21 protein-coding genes are annotated in these 19,780 nt (G+C 69.2%); 15 read left to right on the top strand and 6 right to left on the bottom strand.

The window, feature by feature from the left end:
- Positions 1-18 precede the first annotated feature (18 nt).
- Positions 19-1,353, top strand: coding sequence for a mannosyltransferase (locus JWS13_RS11530; protein ID WP_206005654.1), 1,335 nt, complete (start codon positions 19-21; stop codon positions 1,351-1,353).
- Here JWS13_RS11530 and JWS13_RS11525 read toward each other — a convergent pair.
- The gene (locus tag JWS13_RS11525; RefSeq protein ID WP_015889728.1) at positions 1,301-1,585 is read right to left on the bottom strand and encodes a 4a-hydroxytetrahydrobiopterin dehydratase; all 285 of its coding nucleotides are present in this window, start codon (positions 1,583-1,585) and stop codon (positions 1,301-1,303) included. The two genes, JWS13_RS11530 and JWS13_RS11525, sit on opposite strands and share 53 nt — an antisense overlap.
- A 58-nt stretch (positions 1,586-1,643) precedes the next feature.
- Between JWS13_RS11525 and JWS13_RS11520 the strand changes: the two genes are divergently transcribed.
- Positions 1,644-2,024, top strand: coding sequence for a (deoxy)nucleoside triphosphate pyrophosphohydrolase (locus JWS13_RS11520; RefSeq protein WP_206011569.1), 381 nt, complete (start codon positions 1,644-1,646; stop codon positions 2,022-2,024).
- A gap of 2 nt (positions 2,025-2,026) precedes the next feature.
- On the opposite strand, the gene JWS13_RS11515 is transcribed toward JWS13_RS11520, so the two are convergent.
- The gene (locus tag JWS13_RS11515; RefSeq protein ID WP_206005653.1) at positions 2,027-2,203 is read right to left on the bottom strand and encodes a hypothetical protein; all 177 of its coding nucleotides are present in this window, start codon (positions 2,201-2,203) and stop codon (positions 2,027-2,029) included.
- Between the two features lie 334 nt (positions 2,204-2,537).
- On the opposite strand from JWS13_RS11515, the gene typA reads away from it, so the two are divergent.
- The 6 genes from typA to JWS13_RS11485 all read left to right on the top strand — a co-directional run bounded on the left by typA (position 2,538) and on the right by JWS13_RS11485 (position 9,521).
- Positions 2,538-4,445, top strand: a complete 1,908-nt coding sequence (gene typA, locus JWS13_RS11510; protein WP_072940524.1) for a translational GTPase TypA — start codon at positions 2,538-2,540, stop codon at positions 4,443-4,445.
- A 122-nt stretch (positions 4,446-4,567) separates the two neighbouring features.
- Positions 4,568-6,397, top strand: a complete 1,830-nt coding sequence (locus JWS13_RS11505) for an ABC transporter family substrate-binding protein (protein WP_275957300.1) — start codon at positions 4,568-4,570, stop codon at positions 6,395-6,397.
- Complete coding sequence (gene mshB, locus JWS13_RS11500; protein WP_206005651.1) at positions 6,394-7,272, top strand: N-acetyl-1-D-myo-inositol-2-amino-2-deoxy-alpha-D-glucopyranoside deacetylase; 879 nt, start codon at positions 6,394-6,396, stop codon at positions 7,270-7,272. Before JWS13_RS11505 ends, mshB begins: the two co-directional genes overlap by 4 nt.
- Positions 7,273-7,371: 99 nt before the next feature.
- Positions 7,372-7,530, top strand: coding sequence for a hypothetical protein (locus tag JWS13_RS11495; protein WP_005239161.1), 159 nt, complete (start codon positions 7,372-7,374; stop codon positions 7,528-7,530).
- A 14-nt stretch (positions 7,531-7,544) separates the two neighbouring features.
- Entirely contained in the window at positions 7,545-7,973 is a 429-nt protein-coding gene (locus JWS13_RS11490; RefSeq protein WP_206005650.1) for a hypothetical protein, read from the top strand.
- A gap of 30 nt (positions 7,974-8,003) precedes the next feature.
- Entirely contained in the window at positions 8,004-9,521 is a 1,518-nt protein-coding gene (locus tag JWS13_RS11485; protein WP_206005649.1) for a catalase, read from the top strand.
- On the opposite strand, the gene JWS13_RS11480 is transcribed toward JWS13_RS11485, so the two are convergent.
- Positions 9,518-9,895, bottom strand: coding sequence for a VOC family protein (locus JWS13_RS11480; protein ID WP_206005648.1), 378 nt, complete (start codon positions 9,893-9,895; stop codon positions 9,518-9,520). The two genes, JWS13_RS11485 and JWS13_RS11480, sit on opposite strands and share 4 nt — an antisense overlap.
- A gap of 39 nt (positions 9,896-9,934) precedes the next feature.
- Here JWS13_RS11480 and JWS13_RS11475 point away from each other — a divergent pair, with 39 nt between their 5' ends.
- A complete protein-coding gene (locus tag JWS13_RS11475; protein WP_206005647.1) occupies positions 9,935-10,777 on the top strand; it encodes a uroporphyrinogen-III synthase in 843 nt (280 codons plus the stop codon).
- Positions 10,778-10,841: 64 nt separating this feature from the next.
- Here the strand turns inward: JWS13_RS11475 and JWS13_RS11470 are convergent, their stop codons facing one another.
- From JWS13_RS11470 to JWS13_RS11460, 3 genes are read right to left on the bottom strand one after another with little or no spacing between them, the layout of a single operon-like run.
- Entirely contained in the window at positions 10,842-11,555 is a 714-nt protein-coding gene (locus JWS13_RS11470) for a uracil-DNA glycosylase (protein ID WP_206005646.1), read from the bottom strand.
- The gene (locus tag JWS13_RS11465; protein WP_206005645.1) at positions 11,540-13,081 is read right to left on the bottom strand and encodes a PH domain-containing protein; all 1,542 of its coding nucleotides are present in this window, start codon (positions 13,079-13,081) and stop codon (positions 11,540-11,542) included. Before JWS13_RS11465 ends, JWS13_RS11470 begins: the two co-directional genes overlap by 16 nt.
- Positions 13,078-13,578, bottom strand: coding sequence for a PH domain-containing protein (locus JWS13_RS11460; protein ID WP_206005644.1), 501 nt, complete (start codon positions 13,576-13,578; stop codon positions 13,078-13,080). Before JWS13_RS11460 ends, JWS13_RS11465 begins: the two co-directional genes overlap by 4 nt.
- Positions 13,579-13,660: 82 nt before the next feature.
- Between JWS13_RS11460 and JWS13_RS11455 the strand changes: the two genes are divergently transcribed.
- The 6 genes from JWS13_RS11455 to JWS13_RS11430 all read left to right on the top strand — a co-directional run bounded on the left by JWS13_RS11455 (position 13,661) and on the right by JWS13_RS11430 (position 19,736).
- On the top strand, positions 13,661-13,846 hold the full coding sequence (locus JWS13_RS11455) for a hypothetical protein (RefSeq protein WP_015889740.1): 186 nt from the start codon (positions 13,661-13,663) through the stop codon (positions 13,844-13,846).
- 45 nt (positions 13,847-13,891) lie between these two features.
- Entirely contained in the window at positions 13,892-16,519 is a 2,628-nt protein-coding gene (locus JWS13_RS11450) for a bifunctional FO biosynthesis protein CofGH (protein ID WP_206005643.1), read from the top strand.
- Complete coding sequence (locus JWS13_RS11445; protein WP_206005642.1) at positions 16,516-17,286, top strand: hypothetical protein; 771 nt, start codon at positions 16,516-16,518, stop codon at positions 17,284-17,286. The genes JWS13_RS11450 and JWS13_RS11445 overlap by 4 nt, the downstream gene beginning before the upstream one ends.
- A 108-nt stretch (positions 17,287-17,394) precedes the next feature.
- The gene (gene fdxA, locus JWS13_RS11440; RefSeq protein ID WP_073363533.1) at positions 17,395-17,718 is read left to right on the top strand and encodes a ferredoxin; all 324 of its coding nucleotides are present in this window, start codon (positions 17,395-17,397) and stop codon (positions 17,716-17,718) included.
- Positions 17,719-17,720: 2 nt separating this feature from the next.
- Positions 17,721-18,821, top strand: coding sequence for a succinyldiaminopimelate transaminase (gene dapC, locus JWS13_RS11435; protein ID WP_124392197.1), 1,101 nt, complete (start codon positions 17,721-17,723; stop codon positions 18,819-18,821).
- A 45-nt stretch (positions 18,822-18,866) separates the two neighbouring features.
- Positions 18,867-19,736: a hypothetical protein gene (locus JWS13_RS11430; protein WP_206005641.1), complete on the top strand. Its 870-nt coding sequence runs from the start codon at positions 18,867-18,869 to the stop codon at positions 19,734-19,736.
- The last annotated feature ends 44 nt before the right edge of the window (positions 19,737-19,780 follow it).

The following is a 19,780-nucleotide window of genomic DNA, read 5'->3' as shown; positions in this document are numbered from 1 at the left end:
ACAGGAGAGCGCCACACTGTGTCCGACCATGCAGCGTCCGACGGCGGAGCAGCCTCCGACGACCCGACTTCCGAGCGTTCACCCACATCGACCCGGGGATCATCCGCCCTGCACACCCTGTTGCGATGCGCGCCTGTTCTTCTCGCGCTGTCGGTGCTCGGGCGGATGGCGTGGACGCTGTTGAGCCCCAACGGGATGAACCTCGTCGACCTGCACGTCTACGTCGACGGTTCCGAGGCGCTCCACGGTGGCAGTCTCTACGACTTCACCTATTCGGAAGTGACACCGGACTTTCCGTTACCGTTCACCTACCCGCCGTTCGCGGCGCTCGTCTTCTTTCCCCTGCACTACCTGCCGTTCCCGCTGGTCGGGGTCGGCTGGCAACTGCTGACCATCCTCGCCCTGTACGCGCTGGCGCGGATGAGCCTGGGTCTGGTGCTCGGCGACGCCGCGCGCAGCCCGCACTGGCGTGCGGTCGCGGTGCTGTGGACCACGGTCGGGGTGTGGGTGGAACCGGTGCGCACCACGCTGGACTACGGCCAGATCAACGTCTTCCTGGCACTGCTCGTGATGACCGCCGTCCGCAGTTCCCGGTGGTGGCTGTCCGGCGCGCTCGTCGGATTCGCCGCCGGGATCAAACTGACCCCGGCGATCACCGGCCTCTACTTCCTGCTGCAGCGCCGCTGGAAGGCCGCCGTGTTCTCCGGCGTCGCGTTCGCCGCGACCGTCGGAGTCAGTTATCTGCTGATCGGCTCGGAGGCGCGGGAGTACTTCACCCACCTGCTCGGTGACGCCGATCGCATCGGGCCGGTCGGCTCGGTCTGGAATCAGTCGCTGCGCGGCGCGTTGTCGCGGCTGCTCGGGTACGACGTCGAGACGGGCGTCCTCTGGCTGCTGGCGGTGGCGGTCACCGTCGTCCTCGCCGGCCTGGCCTGGCGGGCGATCGCCCGGGACGACCGGCTCGGCACCCTCGTCCTCGTCGAGTTGCTGGGACTGCTCGTCTCACCGATCTCGTGGTCGCACCACTGGGTGTGGGTGATCCCGATGCTGATCTGGTTGCTGCACGGCCCCTACGGGTCGATGCTCGGCACCCGGATCCTCGCCGGGTACTGGCTCGTCACCACCCTCATCGGCGTGCCCTGGGTGCTCAGCTTCTTCCAGGACTCGATCTGGCTGATCTCCCGGCCCGCGGTACTCGCGTGGCTGGGCACCGTCGACGTCGTCGGCGCGTTCGGTGTCTACATCTGGGTGGCCTGCGCCGGGCGCCGCACGAAGCGTGCCGCCGCGGCCACCGGCGAGATCAGCCCGCCAGTGAGTCGATCTGCGCAGCAAGATCCAGATCCAGCTGCGTGAGCCCGCCCGCGGAATGCGTCGACAGTGTGTAGGTGACCTTGCGCCACCTGATGTCGATGTCCGGATGGTGGTTCGCGGCCTCCGCCGCCTCCGCGACCTTCCGGACCAGCTCCACCGCTTCGGGGAAACTCGGCGACTCCACGGTGCGGACGAGGGAATCACCCGCCCGCTGCCACCCGGGCAGTCCTGCGAGCGCGGTGTCGATCTCTCCGTCTGACAGCAACTCGGCCATACCTCATGATGGTGCCGTGCCCGAGGAACGTGCAAGACCTGTCGAGAACACCGGTGAGGTGGTGGCGGCCGCGATCATCGTCGACGGCCGGCTGTTGCTGGCGCAGCGGATGCGGCCCCCGGAACTCGCGGGACTGTGGGAGCTGCCCGGCGGCAAGGCGGAGGCGGGGGAGAGCGCCGAGGACGCGCTGCGCCGCGAACTGCGGGAGGAACTCGGCGTCGAGGTGTCGGGCGGCGACCGGATCGGCGACGACGTGCCGCTGCCCGACGGCCGGGTGCTGCGCGCGTACCGCGTTCAACTGGTGTCGGGAATCCCTGCCGCGCTCGACCACGCGGAACTGCGGTGGGTGGACGAACGGGAACTGGGTGAGATCGACCTCGTCGGCAACGACCGCGGATGGGTGCCGGACCTGCGGCTGCACCTGAACGGGCGGGCCTGACCTCAGGCCGCGCGGGCCTTCTTGAGACCCTTCTTCAGTTCCTTCTTGGACGCGCCCTCGTTCTCGAGCTTCTTCATGCGCATGATCACGACCGGGCACTTGATGCACCGCGTCTTGCTGCGGCAGCACTTCTTCTTCGGCTTGAGACCCGAGACCTCGCTGGCCTTCACCTTGCCCATACTCGGCTCGGCCTTCCTACTCCGGTGAACGCCGGTATCCGCCGGCTCCGATCAGGTTAGCGTCCCCTCAGCTTTCGGCCTCACCGCACACGCGAGACAGGCCGAATTCGACGTGGCGCAGATCACTTTACGCTGGTCGGGCATGCCCCGCGAAGCCGGCGATGCGCGAAGTAGCCGTTCGGGCGGGTAGTATTCACGTGGCCGCGATGCCTGTACTGGGCGATTTACCATCGCCTCGACGAGGATTCTGAATCGAGATGACAAGGCGGCCGCCAGAAAGCCGTGCGAGGGAACTTTCGCGTGGCCGAATCAACTCAGCCAGGAGAGCCACCGCGTGACCATCACCAGCTTCCGTAACGTTGCCATCGTCGCACACGTCGACCACGGCAAGACCACTCTCGTCGACGCCATGTTGCGTCAGTCGGGGGCATTCGAGGAGCGCGCCGAACTGGTCGATCGCGTGATGGACTCCGGCGACCTCGAACGCGAGAAGGGCATCACCATCCTCGCGAAGAACACCGCCGTCCACAAGCATCACGGCGACGGCAGTGTCACGGTCATCAACGTCATCGACACCCCGGGTCACGCCGACTTCGGCGGCGAGGTCGAGCGCGGCCTGTCCATGGTCGACGGTGTCGTCCTGCTCGTCGACGCCTCCGAGGGCCCGCTGCCGCAGACCCGCTTCGTGCTGCGCAAGGCGCTCGCCGCCTCGCTGCCCGTCATCCTGGTGGTCAACAAGACCGACCGCCCCGACGCCCGCATCGAAGAGGTCGTCTCCGAGAGCCACGACCTGCTGCTCGACCTGGCGTCCGACCTCGACGACGAGGCCGCCGAGGCCGCCGAGCTCGCCCTCGACCTTCCCGTTCTGTACGCCTCCGGCCGTGAGGGCAAGGCGTCCAAGGTTCAGCCCGAGAACGGTCACGCGCCGGACGCCGAGAACCTCGACGCCCTGTTCGAGGTCCTCCTCAACTACGTGCCCGCGCCCAAGGGCAACGTCGACGCACCGCTGCAGGCCCACGTCACCAACCTCGACGCGTCCGCGTTCCTCGGCCGCCTCGCGCTGGTCCGCATCCACAACGGCGAGCTGACCAAGGGTCAGACCGTCTCCTGGTGCCGCGAGGTCGACGGCGAGCCCGTCGTCACCAAGGCCAAGATCACCGAACTGCTCGCCACCGTCGGCGTCGAGCGTCAGCCCGCCGAGAAGGCCGTCGCCGGTGACATCGTCGCCGTCGCCGGTTTCGCCGACATCATGATCGGCGACACCCTCGCCGACCTGGAGAACCCGGTGCCGCTGCCGCGGATCACCGTCGACCAGCCCGCCATCTCGGTGACCATCGGCACCAACACCTCGCCGCTCGTCGGCCGGGTCAGCGGACACAAGCTGACGGCCCGCATGGTGAAGTCGCGCCTCGACCAGGAACTGGTCGGCAACGTCTCGCTCAAGGTCCTCGACATCGGTCGCCCCGACGCCTGGGAGGTCCAGGGCCGTGGTGAGCTCGCGCTCGCCATCCTCGTCGAGCAGATGCGCCGCGAAGGCTTCGAACTGACCGTCGGCAAGCCGCAGGTGGTCACCCGTCAGGTCGACGGCAAGGTGCACGAGCCCTTCGAGGAGCTCACCATCGACAGCCCCGAGGAGTACCTCGGCGCCATCACCCAGCTCCTCGCCAACCGCAAGGGCAAGATGGTGCAGATGGCCAACCACGGCGCGGGCTGGGTCCGGATGGAGTTCATCGTCCCGTCGCGCGGCCTGATCGGGTTCCGCACCGACTTCCTGACCGAGACCCGCGGCACCGGCATCGCGAACGCCGTCTTCCACGGCTACGCACCGTGGGCCGGCGAGATCCGCGCCCGCCACACCGGCTCGCTCGTCTCGGACCGCACCGGCTCGGTCACCCCGTTCGCGATGATCCAGCTCGCCGACCGCGGAACGTTCTTCGTCGAGCCCGGCGCCGACACCTACGAGGGCATGGTCGTGGGCATCAACCCGCGCCAGGAGGACCTCGACATCAACGTCACCCGCGAGAAGAAGCTGACCAACATGCGTCAGTCCTCCGCCGACGTGATGGAGACCCTCGCCAAGCCGATCAAGCTGGAGCTCGAAGGCGCGATGGAGTTCTGCGCCGGCGACGAGTGCGTCGAGGTCACCCCGGAGGTCGTGCGGGTGCGCAAGGTGCACCTGTCGGCCACCGACCGCGCCCGTGAGCGTTCGCGTTCCAAGGCCCGCGACAAGGCGGCCCTGTAGTCGGCACGTCCGACCACGTCACACACAACCGGGCGGATGTACCTTCGATCGATCGCCGACCGAAGGTACATTCGCTCGTGGGTTTCCGGAGCCTTCCGGTATCTCTGAGGAAAGGCGGCGCGGTGGGTGCTGGGGGTCGACTCGAGAGAGTCCGAGCTGTTCGGGGAGTTCGGGGCCGAAGCCGCGGGAACGGTGTGGCAGTGACTGCACTTCTGCTGGCACTGTCGACGGCGGTACTCACGTCGTGCACCGCCGATCCGCCTCCGCCGGTCGAGAGCACCGACAGCCCCAAGCCGACGGTGTCCCCGACCGAGAAGCAGCCCGTCGTCGTCGCGATCGACGACGTGGGCAGCGGATTCAACCCGCACCTGCTGTCCGACCAGTCGCCGGCGAACTCCGCGGTGAGCGCCCTCGTCCTGCCGAGCCCGTTCCGGCCGGTGCCCGACCCCGCGCACCCGGGCGGTAGCACCTGGATTCCCGACTCCTCCCTCGTCATCTCCGCGGACGTCACGTCGCAGGAACCGTTCACCGTCACGTACCAGCTGCGCAACGAAGCGCAATGGTCCGACGGTGCGCCCATCGCGGCCGAGGACTTCCGCTACCTGTGGCAGCAGATGATCAGCGCCCCCGGCGTGGTCGACCCCGCCGGCTACGACCTGATCCAGGACGTCCGGTCCTCGGGCGGCGGCAAGACGGTCACCGTCGTGATGAAGTCCGCCTACCCGGCGTGGCGTGAACTCTTCACCGACCTGCTGCCGTCCCACCTCATCAAGGATTCCCCCGGCGGCTTCGCGACCGGACTGGCCGAGAACATCCCGGTGTCGGGCGGGCACTTCCACATCAAGTCGATCGACCGCGGCCGCGACGAGATCCTGCTCGAACGCAACGACCGGTTCTGGGACAAACCGGCGACCCCCGACCAGATCCTGATGCGCCGCGACGGCACCCCGTCGCAGCTCGCCGATTCGATGCGCAACAACGACACCCAGATCGTCCAGATTCACGGGGGCACGGCGACTTCCGCTCAGCTCGCTGCGATCCCGGCGGTGCGGACCGGTGCATCGTTCCAGCCCCGCGGACTCGACCTCACGCTGAACGGCCGGGTGCCGGAACTCGCCGACGTCCGGGTGCGGAAGAGTCTGCTGAACCTGCTGGACACCGACCTGCTCGCCGTCGTCGGCGCAGGCAGCGAGGCGTCGGCGGTCCCGGCGCGCTCGCAGGTCTACGCCCCCTCCGATCCCGGTTACACCGCGACCGCACCCGCGCGGCCGAGCCGCGAACAGGTGCTGGCGCAGCTGGCCGAATACGGCTACGTCGCCGAAACACCTCCCGGCACCGTCGTTCCCGCGGGCACGGTGCCGCCCACCCGGCTCGTCCGCGAGGGCGTCCCGCTCGCACTCGTCATCGGCACCCCCGAGGGCGACGACACGGCGAGCGCCGTCGCCAACACGGCGGCCGACCAGTTGCGCGGCGCCGGCATCGACGCCACCGTGACGTCGCTGCCCGCCGAGGAGTTGTACGGGGAGTCGCTGAGCAAGGGCGACATCGGAGCGGTCGTCGGCTGGTCGCGCGCCGGGTCCGACCCGGCGACGGCGCTGGCGTCCCGGCACAGCTGTCCGCCCGCAGTGGTCGCGACGACGCAGCCGAACACTGAAACTGCCGTCCCCGAACGTGATTCGGTGTCGGAGGCCAAGGCCCCGTCGAACCTGTCGGGAGTCTGCGACCCCACTTTGCAGCCGTCGATCGACGCTGCGGTGCGCGGGGTCGGTGATGTGCCGCAGGCCCTCGCCGACGCCGATCGCAGACTCTGGGACCTGGCCGCGGTGCTGCCGATCATGCAGGACCGCACGCTGGTCGCGGCCGGGCCCGGTGTCGACGGGGTATCGCTGTCGGGCGCCGTGCCGGTCGGAATATTCAGTGACGCAGCAGACTGGAGCAGGATCAAGGAATGAGTGAGCGGCGACTACTGCTGGTCCATGCCCATCCCGACGACGAGACCCTCACCACCGGCGGCACCATCGCGCGCTACGCCGCCGATGGTGCCGACGTCCACGTCCTGACGTGCACGCTCGGCGAGGAGGGCGAGGTGATCGGCGACGAGTGGGCGCACCTGGTCGCCGGCGACGCCGACCAGCTCGGCGGGTTCCGGATCGGCGAGCTGACGGCGGCGCTGTCGTCTCTCGGTGCGGGGCGGCCACGATTCCTCCTGGGGGCGGGGCGTTTCCGCGACTCCGGCATGGCGGGCACGGCGTCGGCGGCGAACCCGCGCGCCTTCGTCAACGCCGACCGCGACTCGGTGACCGAGGCGATCGTGGCGGTCATCCGTGAGGTGCGGCCGCACGTCGTCGTCACATACGACCCGGATGGCGGATACGGTCACCCCGACCACATCCAGGCGCACGGGATCGTCACGGCGGCCGTCGAGGCGGCGGGAACCGAACAGTTCCCCGAGGCGGGCGGCCCCTGGGAGGTCGCGAAGCTGTACTGGACGGTGACCGAGGCGAGCGCGCTCGAGGCGGGACTCTGCCGGATCGGCGATCTTCCCGACGGCTGGCGGCTGCCGGAGCCCGGCGAATTGCCGAGCGTGCCGGACTCCGACGTGACGACGGTGATCGACGTGCGGGGCGTGCTCGATGCGAAGCGGAACGCGCTGTCGGCGCACGCCACGCAGGTGACTGTGGCGCCGAGCGGCACCGAGTACGCGCTCTCCAACGACATCGCGCAGCCGATCCTGGTGGAGGAGCATTTCGTGCTGGTCCGCGGCGCCCTCGGGGATCGGGACGCCGACGGCAGAGAGCGGGACCTCTTCGGTGGCGTGCGTCTCTGACCGCAGGTGTCTGTGACCGGCGTTACGTATTACACTGTGGCGCACGTCACGCAGCGGCCGCGGTCGAGTCCGCGTGGCACCCGTCAGGAGAGGCGATAGATGTACAACTGGGATGTTCAGAACGCCATCGTCGCGTTCGTCGATACGCTCCGGCCCTCGTGGCCGGCCCAGCACGACCTGTACTACAGCGTGCTGTACGGATTCGCCGACATGCAGAGCCATTTGCTGACCCTGCTGGGCTACCCGCCCGTCGCCTGATCCACTATTGACACATGACCGTCGGCACCGCAGCGCAACCCGGGCACCTCGACGCTTTGGGGAGGGTCACCCTCGCGCTGCTGGTGTTCGACGGTTTTCTGTGCGCCGTCCTGTCGGTGCTGTTCCTGCCCAGCTATCTCGGTGCCACGCCGTTTCCGATCAGCATCCTCGCCGCCGCCGTCGCCAACCTGGCGTTGGTGGTCGCCGCCCGGTCCACGACCGGCCGGGTCAGGTCGGGAGTGCTGCCGCTCGCCGGTTGGGGGGTCGGTTTCCTGCTCTGCATGTTCGGCGGCCCGGGCGGCGACGTGCTCATGCTCGCGTCCGTCTGGACGCTCCTGCTCCTGATCGGCTCGCTGCTTCCCGCAGCGGTCTACCTGTGGAAGGTCAGTGTCAAAGCGGCTTTCGGGGCTGTTTCACCTCCGGAACGCGGGGGTACGCGGTAGCGACCAGCAGCCTGCTGAAGGAGCATCGCGATGACAGATCAGAACTTCACGACCGACGACGCCGGCATCCCGGTCACGAGTGACGAACACTCGCTCACCATCGGGACGGACGGGCCCATCCTCCTCCAGGACCACTATCTGATCGAGAAGATGGCCCAGTTCAACCGCGAACGCGTTGCGGAGCGCCAACCGCACGCGAAGGGAGGCGGGGCGTTCGGACGGTTCGAAGTCACCGAGGACGTCTCCGCGTACACGAAAGCCGATCTCTTCCAGCCCGGGAAGAAGACGGATCTGCTGATCAGATTCTCGTCGGTCGCCGGCGAGCGCGGCAGCCCGGACACGTGGCGCGACCCCCGCGGATTCGCGGTGAAGTTCTACACCGAGCAGGGCAACTACGACATGGTCGGAAACAACACGCCCGTCTTCTTCGTCCGCGACCCGATGAAGTTTCAGGACTTCATCCGCTCGCAGAAGCGGCGCGCCGACAACAACCTTCGCGACCACGACATGCAGTGGGACTTCTGGACACTGTCCCCGGAGTCGGCGCACCAGGTCACGTGGCTGATGGGTGATCGCGGCATCCCGCGCACCTGGCGGCACATGAACGGGTACTCCAGCCACACGTACATGTGGGTGAACGCCGCCGGCGAGAAGTTCTGGGTGAAGTACCACTTCCACACCGACCAGGGCATCGAGTTCTTCACGCAGCACGAGGGCGACCAGATGGCGTCCGTCGACACCGATTACCACACACGGGACCTGTGGGAGCACATCGACGGCGGCGAGTACCCGAGCTGGACGCTGAAGATGCAGATCATGCCGTTCGAGGATGCGGACGACTACCGGTTCAACCCGTTCGACCTCACCAAGGTGTGGCCGCACGGCGACTACCCGCTGATCCCCGTCGGCAGAATGACCCTCGACCGCAACCCCACGGACTACCACTGCGAGATCGAGCAGGCCGCATTCGAACCCAGCAATCTGGTTCCCGGCATCGGCCCGAGTCCCGACAAGATGCTCATCGGCCGGCTGTTCTCCTACCCGGACGCCCACCGCTACCGGATCGGCGCCAACTACAAGGAACTGCCCGTCAACCGGCCGCACGTGCCCGTCCACTCGTACTCGAAGGACGGCAACATGCGGCACCGCAACCCCGGGGACCCGGTGTACGTGCCGAATTCCAAGGGTGGCCCGCACGCCGACCCGTCGCAGGTCGGGGAGACGGCCACCTGGTACGGCGCCGGCGACATGGTTCGCTCGCCCTACGTACTCCACAAGGAGGACGACGACTGGGGTCAGGCCGGGACGATGGTCCGTGACGTACTCGACGACGCCGCCCGGGACCGCCTGGTGGACAACGTCGTCGGGCATCTGCTGAACGGCGTCAGCGAACCGATCCTGGCGAAGGCGTTCGAGTACTGGCGCAACGTCGACAAGACGCTCGGCGACCGGATCGCCGACGGGGTGTCGAAGAAGCAGTCGGAGACCGATCCCAAGGCGGGGGAGCAGGCCAATCCGGCGCGCAGCAGCGCGCAGGCGAAGGCCTAACCCTCGAACGCCACCGGGTGCCGAGGCTCGTACAGCGTCATCTCCCCCGCTCCGGGGATCTTCAGCGAGGTGGTGAGGCCGTACCGGTCGTCGCGGATTCCGCGGGTGAACTCGGCACCCTTGGCCTCGAGTTCCGCCACGGTCGACTCGATGTCGTCGCACATCAGCGAGATCTCGTGATGCGGCCGGGTCGACCACTCCTCACCGCCTTGGTCGTCCGAGGTGGGATGTACCCCCATCTCGGACGGCCCGGTGCGGAAGATCAGCCAACCGCCGCCGGCGTCGACGTGCGGCCAGCCCAGCACGTCGCGGAAGAAATCGCGGGCGGCCTCGGCGTCGTCGGCGTAGACCAGAGTGTGCACAGCTGTGATCATGTGGGCAGCCTAGTGCGATTCGTCCGTCACACTGAGAGAATGTCGAACGACGAACTGTCCGGACTGACCATCGCCGTCACCGCCGAACGGCGGGCCGCCGAGTTCATCACGCTGCTCGAACGGCACGGCGCCGCCATCGTCCACACCCCGGCCATCCACGTGCTTCCGCTCGTCGACGACTCCGATCTGCGCGCCCGCACCGCCGGCATCATCGCGTCGCCGCCGGACCTCCTCGTCGTCAGCACCGCCGTCGGATTCCGGGGCTGGCTGGACGCGGCACGGGCCTGGGACGAGGAGGACGCGCTGCTCACCGCCCTGCAGTCGGCGCGGATCATCACCCGCGGCCCCAAGGCGAAGGGCGCCGTCCGCGGCGCAGGCCTGCGCGAGGAGTGGTCGCCCGACACCGAGTCATCCGAGGAAGTGCACGAACACCTCGTGGCCCAGGGCGTGCGCGGACTGCGCGTCGCGGTCCAGTTGCACGGCACCATCACCGAATGGGAACCGATGACCGACCTGAGCGTCTCCCTCGCCGGCGCCGGGGCCGAGACGACGGCCGTGTCGGTGTACCGGTGGATCCGGCCCGAGAACCAGCAGCCACTGCTGACGCTGCTCGACCGAATCGTCCGCGCCGAGGTCGACGCCGTCACCTTCACCAGTGCACCCGCCGTGTCCTCGCTGCTCAGCACCGCGAAGGACACCGACCGCGTCGAGGCCCTCCTGCAGGCATTCCACGGTCCGGTCGCACCCGTCTGCGTCGGATCCGTGACGGCCTCGCCGCTCACCGTCCTCGGGGTGGACACCATGCAACCCGCCCGACCCCGGCTCGGGAGCATGGCGAAATACATCATCGAGGAACTTCCGAAGCGGCGTCATGCGGGGTGAACGGCGCTTTCGGCGCTTCTGACGCGTCGGATGTACCGTTCGCCCGGCGGTCGGGCGCCCGGAATCAGTCGAGCAGCCCGGCCACGCGGGCGGCGTCGGAGAGCACCGACTCGAGCATGGCGGGGGTCAGCCGGCCGGTGAACGTGTTCTGCTGGCTGACGTGGTAGCACCCGAACAGGTGCAGGGGATGTTCGGCGCCGGCCAGTTCGACGTGCGCGCCGTGCCCGAACTTGGGCCGCGGCCGGGGAACGGCCCAGCCGGCGTCGTCGAGGACCGGGAGCAGCGACTGCCAGCCGAACCCGCCGAGCACGATCACCGACCGCAGGCCGGGTTGCAGGATGCGCAGTTCGGCGTCGAGCCAGTGCCGGCAGTTGTCGCGTTCCGCCGGGGTGGGCTTGTTCGCGGGCGGCGCGCAGTGCACCGGGGACGTGATCCGGACGCCGAACAGTTCGAGTCCGTCGCCGATGCGGGTGGCCGTCGGCTGGCTCGCGAGACCCACGGCGTGGAGGGCGGCGTAGAGGAAGTCGCCGCTGCGGTCGCCGGTGAACATGCGCCCGGTCCGGTTCGCGCCGTGCGCGGCGGGCGCGAGACCGACGATCAGCAGGGACGCGTCGGCCGGGCCGAATCCGGGAACCGGACGGCCCCAATAAGTTTCGTTGCGAAACGACGCGCGCTTCTCGCGTGCGACCCTCTCCCGCCACTCGACGAGGCGGGGGCACGCCCGGCAGTCGACGAGGTGGGCGTCGAGACCGGCGATGTCGGTCAGCGCCGCGCCCACACGTCACCTCCGCCGGGCGTCACCGACTCGATGAGCGACCACGCCTGATCGGCAGGCAGATCGATCACCAGGTATTTTCCGGTGCCGGCGGGGGTCGCGGCGATGACGGTCGCCACCCCCGCCCGCCGCTGGAAGAACGTCTGGCGGACGGTCCACCCGATGATGCCGTCGGCCTCGAGACTGTCCCGGGAGCGGTCGAGAGAGCCGCTGCGGGTGATCAGCCACCCGGGCAGCACCGCGTGACCGAGACCGCGGTACCGATCCCACGCCAGCGCCACGCCGCCGACGGCGAGCACCACGATCCCGGCCCACACCACCCAGAACACGGGCCGGCCGAGGATCAGGAACACGAGGGCGGCGGCGAGCGCGATCTCCGTGGGGATCAGGGCCCGGGTGTAGCGCCGACGCTGCGCAACCGGCCCGTGCGGGGTGAGCGGGACCGCGGCCTGGCGGTGGTCGCCGATCACGGTGGCCATCACCCGCTCCGCCTCCGCGCGCGGCGCCTGGGGGAGCAGCAGCGAGGACTCGCGCCTCTCGGCGCTGACACCGGTCATCACGGCATCCAGCCGGGCGCCGCCCGCGAGCCGCAGCAGCAGCGGCTCCGTGAGCGTCGTACCGCGGAGCCGGGCGCGATCGAGGGTGGTCTGGCGGGTCTTCAGCAGGCCGTGACTGACGTGCAGGGTGCGGCCGTTGTCCGTCAGCGTCATGTTGCCGTACGTCAGCAGGTACCGGACGCACGCGAGGCCGCTGGCGACGATCAAGAGGACGACGATGCCCACGACGACCGCCACGGCGATCCCGACGCGCTCCGCGGATTCGATCCCCTCGGCCACGGTCGACGAGCGGGCGATCTTCGCCCCGATTCCGTACTGGAACGCGAGTCCGACGATCGCCGCGATGGTCACCACCCCGGTCACCGAGAACGGGGCGTAGCGCACCCACGCCGGAGTCCAGTGGCCGATCTCGGTCACCGCGGGTTCCTGCGTGACCGCGGTGTGCTCGACCTCGGGGGAGGGCTGACGGGCGAGGAGTGCGGCGCGCAAGTCGGGAACCAGCCCGGTGGAGAGGGCGTTGAGTTCGAACTTCGCGGCGTCCGGTGTGGACCCCACCTGCCGGCCGGTGCCGATGCGCACGATCGAGAGCCCGAGCAGCCGATGCAGCACCCCTGCCTCCACGTCGACGGAGCGGATCCGGTTGCGCGGTACGGACAGCAGGCGTTTGTTGAACAGGCCCTGCCGCAGTTGCACGTGGACCGGGCCGATGCGGTAACTCGTCGTGAACCAGCGCGAGACACCGAACACCACGAACACGACGATGGCGACGAGACTCCACACGTGGTTGCCGCTCTGGGTGCCGATCACCAGCGAAATCAGCAACACCGGCAGGAGTTTGACGATCTCGTTGACGGGGTGGACCAGCAGCATCCGGCGGTCCAGGCGCAACCAGGGCTGCTCCTCCTCCGCGGCGACCGCGGCCTCGCCCTGCGCGATGGGCGGTGCGACGCCCGGTTCCGGTGCCGCACTCATGTGGCGTCACCGACATTGGTGCCGGCGATCTCGGTGAGCCGCGCGACGGTGCGGTCGGCGGTGTCCTGATCGAGGGCGGCGATCTTGACGGCACCGGCGGACGACGCCGTCGTGACGGTGACGGTCGCGAGCCCCAGCATGCGGTCGATCGGTCCGCGTTCGGTGTCGACGGTCTGGATGCGGGAGATGGGCGCGATGCGCCGTTCCTGGGTGAACCAGCCGCTGCGCGTGTAGACCGCGGTGTCGCTGATCTCCCACCGATGCACCCGGTACCGCCAGAGCGGGACGACGGCGACGTGGACGATCGCGAGCACGACGGTGATCGCGAGGACCGTGAGATGCACCCACACGGGCCACCAGTGGAAGACGAGCGCGACGACCTGCACGACGAAGACGGGAAACCAGAGGAGGGCGGCGTTGATTGCCCACAGCTGCTTGGCCTTGGGGCTGGGCCGCCACAGCGGCTCCGCCATGGTGACGGTGGTGGGCACACTCATGCCCCTACTTTGGCCGTGCCCCGCCATTCTGTCGAGAACGGACCTATGGTGGGAGGACCCCCGAAGCGAAAGGAGCGCAGACATGACGTCATTCGATGCGGCCGATTCTCCGGAGGTTCCCGAGGCGGACCGGCTCGAGCAGGAGATCGCCGTCGACGACGACAACTCCGACGAGGTCGAAGAAGTGTCTTCGCTGGAGGTGAACGAGGCGGACGCCGCCGAGCAGAGCCGGGCGGTTCCGGTCGACGAGGACTACCCGCGCGGGTAGCGATCCCCGCCGCTCACGGAGTCTGGGTGGCACGGCTCGTCGTCGATGGCGCATGATCGCTGGGTGACCCATTCAGGTGAAGAGTCCGGCCGGCCCACGATGCTTCCCATGCCGGGTGTTCCGGCGGCACCCCCGTCCGGCGCATCGGCGCAGGAAGCGGCACCGTCCGCGTCCGCGATGCGGCGGGTGTTGCGACGTGCCCGGGACGGTGCCACGTTGAACGTGGACGAGGCGACGGTGTTGTTGCAGGCCCGCGGCGAGGATCTGGTGGATCTGTGTTCGTCGGCGGCGAAGGTGCGCGATGCCGGGTTGCTGGCGGCGGGTCGGCCGAGGGCGGTCACGTATTCGCGGAAGGTGTTCATCCCGTTGACCCGGTTGTGCCGGGACAAGTGCCATTACTGCACGTTCGTGACGGTGCCGGGCAAGTTGCGGGCCGAGGGGCGCGGGGCGTATCTGGAACCGGACGAGGTCCTCGAGATCGCCCGGCAGGGCGCCGAATTGGGCTGCAAGGAAGCCCTGTTCACGCTCGGTGACCGGCCGGAGGATCGGTGGCCGGAGGCCAAGCAGTGGCTCGACGAGCGAGGCTACGACTCGACGCTGGACTACCTGCGGGCGATGTCGATCCGGGTGCTCGAGGAGACCGGGCTGCTGCCGCACCTGAACCCGGGCGTGATGAGCTGGGAGGAGATCTCCCGGCTCAAGCCGGTGGCCCCGTCGATGGGGATGATGCTCGAGACCACCTCGACCCGGTTGTTCACCGACAAGGGCGAATGCCATTACGGCAGCCCGGACAAGGATCCGGCGGTGCGGTTGCGCACCCTCACCGACGCCGGCCGGCTCAGTGTGCCGTTCACCACCGGGATTCTGGTGGGCATCGGCGAGACCGTCCGGGAGCGGGCCGAGTCGATCATGGCGATCCGGAAGTCGCACAAGGCGTTCGGGCACGTCCAGGAGGTGATCGTGCAGAACTTCCTGGCCAAGCCGGACACCGCGATGCGCGATACCCCCGACGCCGGTCTCGCGGAGTTCACCGCGACCATCGCGGTGTCCCGGTTGCTGCTGGGCCCGGGGATGCGGATCCAGTCGCCGCCGAATCTGGTGTCGACCACCGAATGCGCCGCGCTGCTGGCGGCGGGCGTCGACGACTGGGGTGGGGTGTCGCCGCTGACCCCGGACCATGTGAACCCGGAGCGTCCGTGGCCGAACCTGGACACCCTGGCCGAGATCACCGCGGCCGCCGGGTTCGAACTCACCGAACGCACCGCGGCGCAGCCGCAGTTCGTGCTCGCCGGGGCGCCGTGGATCGATCCGCGGATCACCGGGCACGTGCACGCCCTCTCCGACCCGCAGACCGGGCTCGCGAAGCTCGACACGAAGCCGGTCGGGTTGCCGTGGCAGGAGCCGGACGAGTCGTGGGAATCGGCGGGGCGGGTGGACCTGAACACCGAGATCGACACCGCCGGCCGCAACACCGACACCCGCAGCGACCTGGGCAGCGCGTTCGGGGACTGGGAGACCGTCCGGGAGCAGGTGCTCGAGTTGTCCGGCCCGGTCCGGGTGGATACCGACGTGCTGGCGGCGTTGCGCAGCGCCGAACGCGACCCGGCGGGGCTGTCGGACGACGAGTATCTGGCGTTGGCGACCGCGGACGGGGCGGGACTCGAGGCGGTGGTCGCGTTGGCCGATGCCCTGCGCAAGGATGCGGTCGGGGACGAGGTCACGTATGTGGTGAACCGGAACATCAACTTCACCAACATCTGCTACACCGGGTGCCGGTTCTGTGCGTTCGCGCAGCGCAAGGGCGACGCGGACGCGTTCACCCTGTCCACCGACGAGGTCGCGGACCGGGCGTGGGAGGCGCACGTCGCGGGAGCGACGGAGGTGTGCATGCAGGGCGGTATCGACCCGGAGTTGCCGGTGACCGGGTACGCGGATCTGGTGCGGGCGGTGAAGAAGCGGGTCCCGTCGATGCACGTGCACGCGTTCTCGCCGATGGAGATCGTCAACGGTGCCTCGCGGGGTGGGCAGAGCATCCGGGACTGGTTGACGGAGCTGCGGGAGGCGGGTCTGGACACCATTCCCGGGACGGCGGCGGAGATCCTCGACGACGAGGTGCGGTGGGTGCTGACGAAGGGGAAGTTGCCGACCGCCACCTGGGTGGAGGTGGTGACCACGGCGCACGAGGTGGGGCTGCGGTCGAGTTCGACGATGATGTACGGGCACGTCGACAACCCGAAGCACTGGGTGGGGCATCTGCGGGTGCTGTCCGGGATCCAGGACCGCACGGGTGGGTTCACCGAGTTCGTGCCGTTGCCGTTCGTGCATCAGAGTGCGCCGCTGTATCTGGCGGGGGCGTCGCGGCCGGGCCCGACCAACCGCGACAATCGGGCGGTGCACGCCCTGGCGCGGATCATGCTGCACGGGCGGATCCCGAACATCCAGACCAGCTGGGTGAAGTTGGGGGTGACCGGGACCCAGGTGATGTTGCAGGGTGGGGCGAACGATCTCGGGGGCACGTTGATGGAGGAGACCATCTCCCGGATGGCGGGTTCCGAGCACGGATCGGAGAAGACGGTCGAGGAACTGCGGGCCATCGCCGAGGGCATCGGCCGCCCGGCCCGCGAACGCACCACCACACACGCCCGACGCGAAGGACGGTCGCCGGCCGCATGAGCGAGACGCTTCGGCTGGGCGACGACACGGTCGTCGCCATCCTGGATCGCGCCGCGCGGGGCATCAACCCCGTGCTCGATCTGGCCCTCACGGATCCGTTCGGTATCAAGGGCCGGACGTTCGCCCCGACAGCGGAGGAACGGGGCGCCGCGGAGGCGCTGCTCGACGGCATCGCGTGGGTGCTCGACACCGTGCGGTTCCCGGGAACGGCGTCGTGGGAGAAGGCGAGCGACGACGAGCGGGCACGGTGGTGGGTGACGCGGATCGGCGCGCTGAACACGATCGCGGTCGCGTCCCCGGGCATGTTCGGTGTGCTCCTCAACCGGCTCCCGATCCAGGACGTGCTCGGGTTCGCCAACCAGGCCGTCGTTCTCGTCGCGGTGGCCCGGGAACACGGTGTCACCGGCCGGTCCGCGCAGGTGGACCTGCTGGCGTCCGTGCTCTGCCGTCGCGAGACGGACGCGTCCGCGGTGCTCGCCGGCGCGACCCCGCCATCCGGTTCGGCGGACGGTGTCTCGGTGTGGCGCCCGTTCGGACTGATCGGCGCGCTGTGGCGTACCGCGGGCACGGTGCGGGCGCTCAGTGACGAACTCGACAAGCGCCCGCAACCGGGCGGGACCTACGCGCTGCTGGGGAACATCCCGGTGGTCGGTGTGGTGGCCGGGTATCTCGGCGAACGGGGCGCGCTGGTGAGAGCCGTAAAACAGGCCGAAAAACGGATCGCGGACCGGGCGCCGGTGCCCGCGACGATCCGCCGGGTCAGGTAACCCTCACCGCAGAGGGGTCCGCCGGGCAGGCGATAATAGTTTCTTCCGCGAGGTACAAGCGGCCCGTACCTCGTGCTTACTCGTGTCAGAAAGGCAGGGAGAGCGGCAGTGCCCTACACGATTGCTGAACCGTGCGTGGATGTGCTGGACAAGGCGTGTATCGAGGAATGCCCTGTCGACTGCATCTACGAGGGCGGGCGGATGCTCTACATCCATCCGGACGAATGTGTGGACTGCGGCGCCTGTGAACCCGTCTGCCCCGTCGAAGCCATCTTCTACGAAGACGACGTCCCGGACCAGTGGAACGGCTACATCGCCGCGAACGTCGACTTCTTCGACGATCTCGGTTCCCCAGGCGGAGCGGCGAAACTGGGCAAGGTCGACTACGACCCGCCGTTCATCAAGGCGCTGCCCCCCATGGGCGAGGACTAGATGTGCCTCGTATCCCGGTAGCCGCAGCACTTCCCGACTTTCCGTGGGACTCGCTCGAGTCGGCGAAGGCGAAGGCCTTCGCCCACCCGGGTGGCATCGTCAACCTGTCGGTGGGAACCCCGGTCGATCCGGTGGCCCCGATCATCCAGGAGGCGCTGACCGCGGTCGCTGCGGTTCCGGGATATCCGACGACGCACGGCACGGACGAACTCCGCACCGCCGCGGTCGAGGCGCTGCGCCGCCGCTACGGAATCACCGGCATCGATCCGGCGGCGGTGCTGCCCGCGATCGGCACGAAGGAGCTCATCGCCTGGCTGCCACGCCTTCTCGGGCTCGGCGCCGACGACCTCGTGGTCATTCCGGAGCTGGCGTACCCCACCTACGAGGTGGGTGCGCTCCTCGCGGGTGCGCGGGTGATCCGCGCCGACGGCCTGAACCGGCTCGGCCCCGAGGGTGCGTCGCTGATCTTCGTGAACTCGCCGTCCAATCCCACCGGCAAGGTGCTCGGCCTCGAGCATCTGCGCAAGGTGGTCGACTGGGCGCGCAGCCGGGGCGCCATCGTGGCGTCCGACGAGTGCTACCTGGGGTTGACCTGGGAAGGGGAAGCTCTCTCCATCCTCGACGAGCGGGTGAACGACGGCGATCTCACGGGTCTCCTCGCGGTGCATTCGCTGTCGAAGACGTCCAACCTCGCGAGCTACCGCGCGGGCTTCGTCACCGGTGACCCGGCGTTGGTCGCCGAACTCCTCGAGGTCCGCAAGCACGCGGGCATGATGGTGCCGTTGCCGATCCAGTCGGCGATGACCGCCGCGCTCAGCGACGACGACCACGAGAACGAGCAGCGTGAGCGGTACCGCCGTCGCCGCGAGATCCTTCTCGCAGCGGTGCGCGGCGCCGGATTCACCGTCGACGATTCCGAGGCCGGGCTGTACCTGTGGGCGACCCGCGGCGAAGCCTGCCGGGACACCGTCGAGTGGTTCGCGGAGCGGGGCATTCTCGTGGCGCCGGGGGAGTTCTACGGTCCCGGCGGCGGCACCCACGTGCGGATCGCGCTCACGGCCGACGACGAACGAATCGCGGCCGCAGCGGAACGACTGGCCTGACCCGAGTCGGCCCGGACGGAACGGTCGCGGTGAAAGTATGGTGCCGTGACCCTCGACGACGTCGCCGACGAACTGTACGGCCTCGACCCCGGTGAGTTCGTCGAGGCGCGCACCGCGCAGGTGACGGCGGCGCGGGAGAACAAGGACCGCGCCCTGGCCACCGAGATCGGGAAACTGCGCAAGCCCACGGTCGTCGGCTGGCTCGTCAACCTGCTCGCCCGCGAACTGCCCGACGAGGTGGGTGCGCTCCTCGCCCTCGGCGACGCCCTCCGCGATGCGCAGCGGCACCTGTCCGGCCCGGACCTTCGGCGGCTGACGACGCAGCGCCAGCAGGTCGTGCGGGCGTTGGCGCGCAAGGCCGGCGAGCTCGCCGCCGACCGGGGCCGGACCGTCGGCGAGGACGCGCTGCGCGATGTCGGTCAGACGCTGCACGCCGCGCTCGCCGACGCCGACACCGCCGAGCAGGTGCGACGCGGCCGGGTGGTGACGGCGGCGAGCTACAGCGGTTTCGGGCCCGCCGGACTCACCGTCGTCCAGGGAAAGTCGGCGAAGAAGCCGCCGAAGTCCGAACCCGAAAAGCCGAAGAAGGCGAAGAAATCGCAGGAGCGTGATCTCGACGCCGACCGCGCGGAGGCCGAGGCGGAACTGGCGGACGCCACGTCCGGGGCCGACGAGATCCGCGGCGCGCTGGACGACGCGAACACCGAACTCGGGCAGGCGCGATCCACGCTGACCGACATCGACCACCGGATCGAGGAACTGCGCGCCGAACTCGAACACGCCGAGCAGGAGCGGCAGTTCACCCGGAACGCGGAGAAGGCCTCGGCTGAGGCGGTGCACCGGGCAGAACGCGAACTGGAGGCGGCAGAGCGGCGGGTCGAGGCGGCCCGGCGCGCACTCGACGACCTCGGCTGAGACGAGTGCCGGAACCTTGACCTCGAGCGCGGTTCAGGTCCTAG

The sequence above is a fragment of the Rhodococcus pseudokoreensis genome, assembly GCF_017068395.1.
Taxonomy (GTDB): Bacteria; Actinomycetota; Actinomycetes; order Mycobacteriales; family Mycobacteriaceae; genus Rhodococcus_F; species Rhodococcus_F pseudokoreensis.
Note: the sequence above shows the minus strand (reverse complement) of the source record. Positions and strands in the feature narration are given on the sequence as shown.